This window comes from Arthrobacter sp. P1_B4 (assembly GCF_056406555.1).
In genome coordinates, this window is the sequence record NZ_JBFTZW010000095.1 from 1 (window position 1) to 11,387 (window position 11,387).

At 65.2% G+C, this 11,387-nt stretch carries 10 protein-coding genes; 8 read left to right on the forward strand and 2 right to left on the reverse strand.

What is annotated here, in order from left to right; genetic code table 11:
• The 4 genes from AC1D1W_RS17915 to AC1D1W_RS17930 all read left to right on the forward strand — a co-directional run.
• On the forward strand, positions 1-423 hold a 423-nt coding region (locus AC1D1W_RS17915; protein ID WP_476944388.1), incomplete at its 5' end, for a DUF998 domain-containing protein.
• 181 nt (positions 424-604) lie between these two features.
• A complete protein-coding gene (locus AC1D1W_RS17920; protein WP_243181606.1) occupies positions 605-1,141 on the forward strand; it encodes a hypothetical protein in 537 nt (178 codons plus the stop codon).
• Positions 1,138-1,629: a DUF7793 family protein gene (locus tag AC1D1W_RS17925; RefSeq protein WP_476944389.1), complete on the forward strand. Its 492-nt coding sequence runs from the start codon at positions 1,138-1,140 to the stop codon at positions 1,627-1,629. The genes AC1D1W_RS17920 and AC1D1W_RS17925 overlap by 4 nt, the downstream gene beginning before the upstream one ends.
• Positions 1,619-3,142, forward strand: a complete 1,524-nt coding sequence (locus tag AC1D1W_RS17930) for a putative bifunctional diguanylate cyclase/phosphodiesterase (protein ID WP_476944390.1) — start codon at positions 1,619-1,621, stop codon at positions 3,140-3,142. The genes AC1D1W_RS17925 and AC1D1W_RS17930 overlap by 11 nt, the downstream gene beginning before the upstream one ends.
• Before the next feature lie 101 nt (positions 3,143-3,243).
• On the opposite strand, the gene AC1D1W_RS17935 is transcribed toward AC1D1W_RS17930, so the two are convergent.
• Positions 3,244-3,393 carry a hypothetical protein gene (locus AC1D1W_RS17935; protein ID WP_223914272.1) on the reverse strand — a complete coding sequence of 50 codons (150 nt, stop codon included), beginning with the start codon at positions 3,391-3,393 and terminating at the stop codon, positions 3,244-3,246.
• A gap of 217 nt (positions 3,394-3,610) precedes the next feature.
• On the opposite strand from AC1D1W_RS17935, the gene AC1D1W_RS17940 reads away from it, so the two are divergent.
• Positions 3,611-4,633 carry a hypothetical protein gene (locus AC1D1W_RS17940; protein ID WP_476944391.1) on the forward strand — a complete coding sequence of 341 codons (1,023 nt, stop codon included), beginning with the start codon at positions 3,611-3,613 and terminating at the stop codon, positions 4,631-4,633.
• A gap of 197 nt (positions 4,634-4,830) precedes the next feature.
• Here AC1D1W_RS17940 and AC1D1W_RS17945 read toward each other — a convergent pair whose 3' ends face one another.
• Entirely contained in the window at positions 4,831-5,481 is a 651-nt protein-coding gene (locus tag AC1D1W_RS17945; RefSeq protein WP_243181601.1) for a hypothetical protein, read from the reverse strand.
• Between the two features lie 101 nt (positions 5,482-5,582).
• Here AC1D1W_RS17945 and AC1D1W_RS17950 point away from each other — a divergent pair, with 101 nt between their 5' ends.
• The 3 genes from AC1D1W_RS17950 (at position 5,583) to AC1D1W_RS17960 (ending at position 10,855) form a co-directional block, all read left to right on the forward strand.
• Positions 5,583-6,440 (forward strand): inositol monophosphatase family protein, encoded by an 858-nt coding sequence (locus tag AC1D1W_RS17950; RefSeq protein ID WP_243181600.1) that lies wholly within the window; start codon positions 5,583-5,585, stop codon positions 6,438-6,440.
• 300 nt (positions 6,441-6,740) lie between these two features.
• On the forward strand, positions 6,741-8,093 hold the full coding sequence (locus tag AC1D1W_RS17955) for an SWIM zinc finger family protein (protein WP_476944392.1): 1,353 nt from the start codon (positions 6,741-6,743) through the stop codon (positions 8,091-8,093).
• The gene (locus AC1D1W_RS17960; protein ID WP_476944393.1) at positions 8,090-10,855 is read left to right on the forward strand and encodes a hypothetical protein; all 2,766 of its coding nucleotides are present in this window, start codon (positions 8,090-8,092) and stop codon (positions 10,853-10,855) included. Before AC1D1W_RS17955 ends, AC1D1W_RS17960 begins: the two co-directional genes overlap by 4 nt.
• The last annotated feature ends 532 nt before the right edge of the window (positions 10,856-11,387 follow it).

Consider the following 11,387-nt stretch of genomic DNA (forward strand, 5'->3'; position numbering starts at 1 on the left):
CCGCACGGCCGCGCGCGCTGGGGCGCAGGGGTGGTGGCAGCGGCCGCCGCCCGGCTGCTGACCGGCGCCGCCGGGGCAGGAACGGTCATCGTGGGGCTGGTGCCCGAGGACACGGGATCGGCCTGGCACGTGGCCGGCGCCCTGATGTACTTCGCCGCCGGCGCCCTGGCGCTCCTGATCCTCGGTTGGCTTTGGCTCCGGCAGACGCCGCTCGGGTGGTTCATCCTGGGCTGCGGGGCCGTGTCCCTGGCGGCGCTCATTGCGGGCGGGCTGACGGGCATGCACGTGCCGGAACCCGGTGCCCTGGAACGGCTCATGGGCTATCCCATCACCGTCGGCGTCGCCGCGGCCGGTCTTGTCATCGCCCAGCGGGTCCAGCACGAACGCACGGCACGCAAGCTCGCCCGGGCCCAGGCCCGCTGAGGGCTTCAGGGTGTCAGATAACCGGCAGGGGTCTGACCTTGCATTATCATGAGGGCACCCACCGGAACATCCCGGTGCGGGCGTGTGGGTTTGTCCATCAACGCGCCAGTATGCAGACTTTGCAGTCATACGGGGACGAATGTTAAATCAGCGAGTCTTGCCGCTCTTCGGTGCGGACAGCGTGACGACCGAACAAAAGGTTGCGTTCCGGCCCCGTCAGTGGGGCCCCGAAGTTCGTCCCGGGGCGCTGTCGCTTGGTCATCTGAGACTGTTCATGTGCAAAATGGTCACTGTTCGGCTAGGAATTCTCACCTCGCTGACCGCTCCGACCAGCTACGTTATTTCCACCGCCCTGAAAGCGCACGCCGACCACCCGAACGCAGTTCGCGGGCGTCGGGTTGGGGCGATTTCCTATCCAGTCGTCGTAATATTCCTGACGCTTTCGACCCTAATGTGTGTGGTCCGCCCAGGAGCCTTTCGCGGTTTCCGCGACCATTTCAGCCCCAACAGCGCCTTCAACTCCGCGGTGGATGTCTTCCTCGGGGTGGTTAACTGGCTGTATGTCAGTCCCAGGCCCAAGAAAGTGAAGGAGAGTCCCGTGATTGCCAAGACAGCCGAGGAAGTCGACTGGGAAACGATTCTCTATCACGGCGACCGACGGCTGAACCGTGACCTCCGAGGCTCCGCGGACCGCCGCCGTCGAATTGCGGTCCGATGACGCTCGAGGCCCTGGCCGGGCCCGAAGGGTGGCTGCCGGAGGGCCTGCCGAACACGGCAGCGGCCGCGGCCGGCGTCGTTCTGGGGGCGGCGGCGGTGACCGCGGCCCGGGCGACCGACGGTGCCGCCCGTAGCATCGGGGTGCGGATGATCGACGGCGGAATCATCGAGGTCCTGCTGCCCGCCAACCAGGAGATCGAGGGTCCGGAGGCGCGCATCGCCGGCGACATCGTCCGCACGCTCGCCGCGGGACGGCGGAAGCCGGTGCTCCTGGTGATCACCGGCGTCGTCGGTGTCAGCATGGAGGCCCGCCGGGTCTACAGCGGTTCCATAGCGGCCACAGCGTTCGCCCTGGTGGGCGAGAGCCCGGTGGACAGGGTCATTGCCCACTACCTCCTGCGGTCCCGAAGCGAGACGATCCCGGCCCAGTTCTTCACCTCCGAATCCGCGGCCGTTGAGTGGCTAAGGCAGTACACCCGTGAAGAATGAAGCACCGGACCCCAGGCTGCACGCCCTCGTGGAAGGCATCGTGCGGATCGCCGGAGGCGATCTGAGCACCCGGATCCCGCATTCGGGAGCCCGCGACGACGTCGCCGCCGTCATCGCCGGCATCAACCTGATGGCCGATGACCTGCAGACCATCTACCAGGAGCTGGAAGAGCGGGTCGAAAGCCGCACGGCCATGCTGCGCGAGGCGCAGGTGGAGCTCGAACGCATGGCGCTGACCGACCCCCTGACCCAACTCGCCAACCGCACCGCACTGAACTCGGTCCTGAGCCACGCCCTGGCGGAGTCCTCACGCGGCGAAATGCCGCCGGCCCTCCTGATTCTTGATCTCGATTCCTTCAAGGGCATTAACGACACCCTGGGGCACAGCGCCGGCGACGACGTCCTGCGGGCCATCGCACGCCGGCTCCAGGACGCCGTCCGCGAGACTGACACCGTGGCGCGCCTTGGCGGCGACGAATTCGCCGTCATGCTGCCGAAGTCCAATCTGGTCCGGGCACGCAGGGTGGCGAACAGGATCCTCAAGGCACTCAGTGAAAGCCTCGACGTCGGGGACCTGAAAGTCACCTGCGGAACGAGCATCGGCCTGCGGATAGCGGAACCCGGCCAGTCCGTCGATGACCTGGTCATGGAGGCCGACACGGCCATGTACGCGGCAAAGGCGCAGCAGCACAGCAGCATCAAAGTCTTCGAGCCGGCCCTGCTGTACGCGCGCCGGCTGCAGAGCGTCATGGTTACGGAAATGCGCGAAGCTATCCGGCAGGACCAGCTGACCCTGCACTACCAGCCGGTGGTGGACCTCGCGACCGGCAGGATCGAGGGCGTGGAGGCGCTGGTCCGGTGGAACCACCCCGGGCGCGGTCTGCTCATGCCGGATCAGTTCATTCCCCTGGCCGAGGAAACCGGCATGATCGTGGACCTGGGCCACTGGGTGCTGCGCAATGCCGTGCGCCAATTGCGCAAATGGCAGCAGGACTTGCAGGTGGACAGCACCTTTAATGTCCGGGTCAACATTTCCACCACCGAACTGCAAAACCTCGAGCTGATCGAACATGTGCGGGACATCCTCAGGGAGACCGGCGTGGATGCATCAAACCTGATCGTGGAGCTGACCGAGTCCATGGCGGTCAACGGCGGCGACGTCGACCAGTATTCGCTCAACGGCCTTCGCCGGCTCGGCGTGCAGCTCGAGATCGATGACTTCGGGACCGGCTATTCCTCCATCAGCTACCTGCGCAAGCTGCCGGTGAACGTGGTCAAGATCGACCGGAGCCTGATCAGTGGCCTCGGCGACGACGAGCAACAGCGGGACTTCGTAGCCGCGGTGCTGCACCTCATCCACGCCTGCGGCCTGAAGGCGCTGGCCGAGGGGATCGAGACGGCGGAACAGGCGGAAGTACTGCGCGAGATGGGCTGCGGCAGCGGGCAGGGCTACTACTTTGGCCGGCCTGCGCCGGCGGGCGAGATTGTGGCGTTGTTTGCGGGGGACAAGTGAGTTCAAGGAAGATGACCCGTTGGTTACTTCCGAAAGTTTAAACAGCGACGGCGGGTGTTGGAATCACTTCCGACACCCGCCGCCTGTCAATGCAGTCTCCGTTACTTCTTGATGGAGTCCGGCCACCAGCCGACGGCTACGACTGAGCTCTGGCCGGAGGTGTCAGCTGCAGCAGAAATCGCTGCGGAGGCGGACATTCCAGCGGCGGCCAGCGCACCGGCGACGAGGAGTGTTGCAAGGGTCTTCTTCATTAGGACTCCTGATACGTAAGAGGCTGATGTGACTCATGTGACTTGTGGTGCAGATTTAGTATAGGGCCAAACGACACGCCGCTGTATAACGATTCGCTCTGCAATGGATGGTTTCGTGTTATTCGCGCGAAGCTTCGGAAGACCTGAGTCAATATTGCGCAGGTCTTGCTTGCGCGGTTTGTTCGTTTCCGCTCCTGCGGCAACGGATAATTGAGATATGCAACAAAGCTCCGTTTCACCCTCGTACGCTGCTGCAGAGCTGCAGGCGCGCGAACACCGGTCCAACCACGAGTTCGGGCAGGCGGCCATCGCTGCGCAGGCGGCCGCGGACATTGCCAATGCCGAAGGCGATTCGTCCTCGTGGTGGCACATGACCTTGTTCCGGGCGGAGAGCCTCCTTGCCGCCGGTGACTTCGAAGCCTGCGCGGAGGTTGCCAGCGCGCTAGTTGCTGAACCCTGGGACGGGAACTTGCAGCTTCAGGCCCAAGTGCACATCCTGCTGGCCCAGAGCCGTCAGGGCCTGGGGTTACTCGAACAGGCGGCCGACGAGGCCAGAGTTGCAGCCGACCTCATGAATGGCGAAGATGACGTCGAGATCGCAGTCAAGGCCAGGCAGGCCCTCATTGCTGCGCTCGCCGATAGTGGAAGGCTTGACGAAGCGTGGGCGGAAAGCCTCATCATGGCGGACATCATTTCGGGCGAAGTCGATGACCAGCTGGTGGGCAAGGCGTATTGGGTCATTGGGAACGTCGCGTTTCTTTGCAGCAAAGTCGCCGAGGGGCTGCACTATCACGAACTCGCCGCTGGCACCTTTTCGCCGGCTAGGAACCTCACCGTTTGGGCCAAATTCAACAAGGCTTCCGCTGCCATGCGGCTTGCCGCCGATGTTGCGGACGCGGACACCCTGCGTTGCATTGAACGCGCGGAACTAGCCACGGATGTCATTGGCGGCACCGAGGAAGATCACATATTGCTCAAGCTGAACCGCGGCCACTGGAATTTCCTGGCGGGGGATCAGAAATCGGCAGTCGATACCCTAGTTGACATTTTCCCGGTCCCCGAAAAGACGTCACCGCAAATATTGGGCGAGGTGTATCTACTTCTGGGCCGGTCGCACGCCGCTTTGGGAAACGGGGCCGAAGCCCCGAACTACCTGATGGAGGCCGCCGACTACTTTCAGAAAGCAGGAGCCTCCCAACGTGCGGAACAGGCCCTTGAATTCCTGACCGAAGTACCCTGACTTCGCATCGAAATGGATATGCCCTCGGCTGGACTTGAGGGATGGACATAATGGCAAGATGTCCACCTGCCGGGCCGAACGCTGGACATGTCCCGCGCTCGAGGCCCGGTTCGAGGGGCGACTCCAGCCGCCGTGACCAAGAATGGACATGTCCCGTGTCCTATGCCGGGAATAGAGAACTAGCCCTGCCGCGCGAATCAGGACTGGACATGTCCCGGGGTGGGGGAAGCCGCGGCAGCCTTGCGTCCGAGTAACACGGCGGCGACGCCGGCCACGACGCTCAGCGCCAGAAGGACCCAGCCGGCCACGGTGAGCCCGGAGGCCACGGCGACCTGACCGCCGTCGAGAGTGTCGGCGGACATCATTTCATCGATCACCGTGTTGCCCCACAGCCGGACCGCAGCAAAAAGCAGCGGCAGCGACCACAGCGCCCAGCGCAGGGATTTCCGTGCCACGTTGGTTCCGATCAGCAGCAGCCAGGTGAAGCCAAAGATCAGCGGGAAGAGCATCCCGGCCGTCTTGTGGACATAGTTCAGCTGGCCCCGGGCATCGGCGTCCATGGCCGCGCGCAATTGCTCCACGAACCCCAGGTCAAAGCCGCCCACCAACGAGTCGGGCATTGCCTGGCCGCCCGACAACTGGGTGAGCTGGTTGAGGGTGAGCAGGTGCAGATACCAGAACAGGAACAGGCTGGCCACGACCCCGGCGATGACAATCAGATTGCTGTTGCTCTGTGCCTTCTGCGGTGTCCGGCTGGTGGTCGGATTGATCACCGGAGGAAGATGGTGCTGGGGGACCGCCGCGTTGGCGCCGTGCTTCTTGATCCGCTGCGCGGGTGTCTTGGCCATGGCTCCATTATCGCCCGTCCTGCACACCCCTCCGCGCCGCCGTCTGCCCGGCCGTCCGCGCCGGCTGTTCACTGCCAACGGGCGCCGATAGTCTGGGATGCGTGACCGAACTAGGAAAACACCGGCTCGGCCGGCACAGCACCGCAGATCTCGACCCCTCACTGGATGACTACCAACTGGCCGAGGCCCTGGTCCGCGAGGCAGGCACGCTGGCGCTGTTGATGCGGCAGGCCGGGCTTGAGGGCAGGCAGAAGACATCGGTCTCGGACGTGGTCACGGCCGCCGACCACGCCGCCGAATCCTATGTCCTGGAACAGCTTCGGCGCTGCCGGCCCGATGACGCCGTCCTGGGCGAGGAGGGCGCCTCTGTGGCGGGCAGCAGCGGCCGGACCTGGGTCATTGACCCCGTCGACGGGACCTTCAACTTCCTGCATGGATCCACGTACTGGTGCTCGGCCATTGCCCTGAAGGATTCCTACGGTGCAGGGCTCGGCGCCATCTTCCAGCCGGAGGAGGACAAACTCTGGCTGGGCGGGACGTCCCGGGCGGCAACGCTCAACGGCGAAAAACTGGTCACATTCGTGCCCGGAGCGTCTGGAAGCGCCGGACGCTCCGACACGCCGCTGTCTGACCTCGGCGCGGCAACCTACATCCACCCGACGTGGCTTGCCGATCCGATGTGTGCCATGCCCTGGCATGCGGCAGCGACGTCGGCGGCCGCGCTGCGCATGTTCGGGTCCGGCTCCTGCGACCTCGGCCGGGTCGCGGACGGAGAGCTCGGCTGCTGGTTCCAGCACAGCTGCCCCGAGTGGGACTGGCTGCCCGGGAAGGCCATCGTCGAGGCGGCCGGCGGCGCGACCGACGTCGTGCGCGTCAACGGACTCGACTGGTTCATCGCGGGAGGGACGACGGCGGTCCAGCAGCTGCGCGCCGCGCTCAGCTCCGGGGGCGTCGGCTAGCTTCCCGCCTGCCGGATCTCCCGTGGGACATGCTCATTGTTCGCGGCGGGGTCCGCGGGACATGCTCATTCCTCGAGGAGAGCATCGGACAGGGTGGTCGTATGTCCACCGGCCGCGGACAGCAGTGGGCATGTCCCGCGGACAGCGCGTCCCCTCCGCCGTGCGGGGGGGTGTTGCTAGTCCGGAAACGCGGCCTATACTTCCGGACATGGGGGAGCGAACACCAATTCCGGACATGCCTGAGGTGCTGTCCACACGGGGAACTGACCGGGTGTGGACCCGCCGGCTGCGGGAACCGGAATGAGCGGCTATTTAGCCGAATCCGTACTCGATGAAGCTCACGGCGCCAAGCGGCTCCTCCTGGAGTCAGGTCTGGGCGCCACCCCTCAAGGACTGGTGGAAAACCCCAGCTTCTTTCACGGGTTTGCGGCAAGGCCGGACGTGGTGTCCAGCGCGCTGCTCGCCGTTGCCGACGTCGCGGCGTCGAGGTACTACGATGCAGGGTTCCGGCTCAGCGATGTCGTGGACCCGGTCATGACCGCAGGCGGAGACCGCCTGCGGTGTGAGTCGTTTTCGGCATGCAACGGGGTCCAGGCGCGGCTGGACTTGCTGGGCAGCGGCCTGGACGGCGGTGAGATCGGCTTCGGAACCACCAACGTGGACATCAACAGCCCACTGCGCTCTGCGCTCGCCAACGTGCACCGGAACGACTTGCTCCACTTTGACGTCGGCCGGGACCGGCTGGTGGTCTCCACTCCCGATCAGAGCCATGTCGAACGGAAGGTGGATCTGCCCGACCGGTGGGTTCGCGGCTTCGCTGAAACACCCGCCATCGCTGCAGGTATGACGCATCTGGCTGCCCTTACCGGCCCCGCCATCAGTCAGTTCCTGGCCTCCTTGCCGGCAGCCCAGCCCGGGCGCACGGTCTTCCTGCTGCCATCGGTCCGGGGATTGCGCGAAGTGGCGGCGGCGAAGCCGTCAACGGTCACGCTGGCCGGTACAGGACGGCTTGCCGCCGCCAGGCGGGTCGCCCGATTCGCCTCTCGCCTGGACATCTTCCGTCACGACAACGGGGCCAGCGGCTGGGTGTTTAGGCTCCCCGGTGCCGACTTCACACTGCTGCTGTCGCCGGCGGCCGGCCGGGGTTTCTCGGGGGAAGGCGGGATCCTTGCTGCGCTCGCCGCCCCTGGCGTCACGGAAGCGGGGATGACAGTCCTGGACTTCCTAGGATGGCAGGCGGTCATTTCGACCGAGGCGCTCAGCGCAAGGACCCGGCTTGCGGCGGAGCGCGTCAGCCACGGGCTGGCCTGGTTAGGTGCGTCCGGGAAGGTGGGTTTCGACCTGCTGGAAAATGCCTACTTCCACCGGGAACTGCCGCTGGACCAGGACCGGACGGTCAAGGACCATCCGCGGTTGCAGGCAGCCCGCGGCATTGTGGCCCGGGGCGGGGTATCCCGGTTGGAGGACCGCTGGGATGTTCTGGCCGCAGACGGAGTGTATGTGTACCGGGTCACGGCCAGGGCCGGACTCTACCAGTGCACCTGTGCCTGGTGGTACGACTTTCGCGGCGCCCGGGGTCCCTGCAAGCATGCGCTCGCCGTGGAGCTTGCGCGGCTCGAGACGGCACCGGGCCACGGACTGGAAAACACGTGACGGGGCCGGAGGGCCGCGGCGACCCGCCGCTCGTGCAGGAAATACGCCGGCTCGCCACAGCCGAAGACTGGATTGCCCTTCGCGAATACATCAAAGCGCCCCCGCCGGCTCATCTCGCGGAGACGAGGACGTGGTTCGCCAAAGGCGGCCGGACCCTGCTGACCCAGGACCTGGACTTTCGGCTCCATGGGGTCATCAGCCTTGTCGACTCGCGCTCCCGGTCAATTGTCAGGGAGATGGTCACCGTCGCCGTCAGCGCACCTGCCGATGCTGCCAGGTTCCTGCCTTGGCGGGCGATGGCATGGAACCGCAACGTCCACATCCTGATGTTGTTGGACGTTCTTGTTTCAAAAGGCGACGACTGGTGTCGGCGCTTCGTGGCCGCGGCGATCAGCCGGAACGCAAGAGCCGGCAAGGAGAGCGCCACCACCGTCATCCGTTATTGCCTGCCGCTGATTCTGCACTTTGGAGTTGCCACTGAAAAATTTGAAGCGTATCCGCGGCTTTGGGCGTTCTATTATCGGGAGCTCGCGGCCGGCCGGCTGCACGAGGTCTGGAGCGATGAGATTGCGGCGGACTTCGAGTACCCCGGTTGGTCTGGACTGGGGTTCCGCATCGATCCCGCCGGACGCGCGGTGGTCTTTCCGAAGATGCAGAAATCGTTGCTGGAGTTGTGGGATCAGGATCTGACCGCCGCGAACACACTCCTGCGTTGCTTTGACCTGCCGGACGCGCTGGGACCCCTGGCCAGGGTAGGAACGCCGAAAGAGTGGACCGTCGGGGCCGCAATCCGCGGCTACCTCAACAGGGGAACCTTCCTCAGCGAAGAGGTCTTCGGCAAGCTCCGCACGGCACTCGCACGCGACGATGGACTCCCGACCCAGCGAGTGCTGGCCGATGTCCTGAAGTCATGTCCGCCCAGTCCTGGGGAGGTCGCCGCGAGCATTCCGCTCCTGCTGTCCACAGTCGCCACAGCCCCCGGATTCCTGTCCTTCCCGGTTCTTGGACTCTTGGTCCAGTCGCCCATGGGCGGCGGCGACCTCTGCGACCTGAGTGTTGCCGTGTTCGGCAGGCCGGAGAAGAAGGCCCAAGAGCTTTTGGTTCGGCACCTCAAATCGCTCCAAGCTTCGCAGCCATACGATGGCGACGTCCTTGCCGCCTGCTGGGAAGCGGCGGCGGGATCCGCGGATCTATTAGTCCGGGCGACGGCGGAGGAGATGGCGGGGGGACCTCTGGCCACGGACCTTGAAGAGCCGCTGGACGCCGCATCGCTCTGGGGAACGGGGGTCCGACAGCCTCCGGAAATTCCCCGATACGTGGCTCAAGAGGTCGATTCGAAGAATCCGCTGCCGCGCTGGACCGGACCGCGCGAGCATTCCGTCGCCGAAGAGCAATACATTGATCGCTTCCTGCGGACCGTTTACCGCCGTGCCCCAAACGTGCGGGACTGGTATCGCCAAAGATTTGCTGCTCAGACCGGTTACGCAGATGGCTTCGAGCGGTACCGTGCACTTGCGGGGGCGCCGACCAGCTGGCGGCGCTGGCCGGATCCGCCGACGAGTTGGCGGCGGTGGGCAAGCCCGGGCCCGGAGGTTGCCTTGGCGATGTGGGCATCAGGGGAGCACGACCTGACCGCTCACCGGGATCTGACCGCATTGGTCCGGGCATCACTGTCCCGCCCCTCGGGTACGGACGACCCATTTGGCTCGGCGAGCCCTTTGGCCGCAATCCACATCCTTCGTCAAAGCGAGTTGATGGTCCAGGCAGGAACGGTGCCCTACTCCCTGGCCACACCGAGTTATGACAACTTCCGTGTGGAACTGGGCCGGCTGGTGTCACTCCTGCAGCTTTTTGAGCGTGAAGGCTGGGCCTATGGAGAAGCAGACCTGTTTCAGGCACTCTTGCGGCTGGGTCCGATGGATGCGGGGCTGGCAGCTGAGGTCCCTGAATTGCCTGTCTTGCCATTTGACGGCCCGGACGGCCAGGAGCGGCATGCCGGCCAAATTCTCCGCGAATGGGTCGGAGGAGGAGGATTCAAGCCCCCTCCGGTGGAGGCTCCGCTGGCGTTGCCGGTGTCTTTGGAACGGTTTCCGTCGGTCCCCCCGGAGTTGCTCTCGCCAGAGGTGTGGAGCGGCAGCGGACGCGGACATCTGGGTACCTGGCTCGCCTGTGAAGCCTCGGCGGTTGTGCCCTTCTGGCCGGACCTGGGCGCCGTCTGGCTGGGTCGGCGGGTGGTCTACGGCGGGCTCGTCGCACTCGGGGAAGGAGGACCGGCGGGGGCAACGGCCGGAGAACTCGGGCAACTGACTCACGATTGGTTCATTGCCATGCTCGCCAGTCACCGCCCGTACGACAGGAGTAGCACCCTTGAAACGGTGCTGGAAATGGCCGCGAGGCGCCAACTGTCAGCCGAATACCTGGCCCTGGCTGCACGAAATCGCCTCGAGGCCGGCGACCATTCGCTGGGCCGGCTGGTGAGGGCAATGGCACTGGTGGCCTATGAGGGGCATCTGGACTGTGTCTGGCCGGCGCTCACCGCCCTGGTGGTCGCGTCCTCCAAGCAACCGCGGCTTCCTGCCGGGACCAGTGAACTGCTTGCCACCTGCATGGAGTTGTGGGAATCCATTCCTGCCAATCACCGGACAACGGCGACTACCGCAGCCTTCACAGTGGCCGTCCGGACGCTAGCCGGAGCCAAGACCGCCACTAAGACGGGGCTGGAAGCGAAGCGGCTCGCGTCGCGGATGGGGCTCACGAGCTAAGCGAGTCGGGGGGTACTCCCGAGGAATACCGCGGCCCCGCCTGCAAGAAAGCTCATTCCCTGGCGAAGTTTCATGGGACATGCTCGTTCTTCGCGGCCAGGAGTGGGCACAAAGGGAGTACGTCCATCGGTTACAGGTGGCGGAGGACAGGCTCGTTCCGCTGTGGCGTGTCCGCGGGACATGCTCATTCTTCAGAACAACCTCGGTGGTCTTTAGAACAACCCGGGTCTTCTCCATGACAGCCTCAGCGGGGCATGCYCATTCTTCGMGGYCAGGRSTGGGCAYARGGGGATTATGTCCACTGGGCGCGGGCAGGGGAGGGCATGTCCCAGCGGGCGGACACGGCTGTCAGCGCCACCGCCTAGACTTAGATACACCATGGATATGTTGTTTGACCCTTACGCCGACGGACCCTTCCAAGCTGCCTCCAAGGCGGCGGCAGGCACTAAATCGCGCTCCGGGTCCGGCCTGGCGGGCCTGGAATCCGGACCGGATTCCGCCCCGCACAGCGGCGCCCCGCACGGCGGCGGCC

What these genes read in the sequence shown, in the direction of transcription:
- AC1D1W_RS17925 (WP_476944389.1), top strand. Translation starts at nt 1,138, where the DNA reads ATGACGCTCGAGGCCCTGGCCGGGCCCGAAGGGTGGCTGCCGGAGGGC.
- AC1D1W_RS17955 (WP_476944392.1), top strand. Translation starts at nt 6,741, where the DNA reads ATGAGCGGCTATTTAGCCGAATCCGTACTCGATGAAGCTCACGGCGCC.
- AC1D1W_RS17940 (WP_476944391.1), top strand. Translation starts at nt 3,611, where the DNA reads ATGCAACAAAGCTCCGTTTCACCCTCGTACGCTGCTGCAGAGCTGCAG.
- AC1D1W_RS17945 (WP_243181601.1), bottom strand. Translation starts at nt 5,481, where the DNA reads ATGGCCAAGACACCCGCGCAGCGGATCAAGAAGCACGGCGCCAACGCG.
- AC1D1W_RS17935 (WP_223914272.1), bottom strand. Translation starts at nt 3,393, where the DNA reads ATGAAGAAGACCCTTGCAACACTCCTCGTCGCCGGTGCGCTGGCCGCC.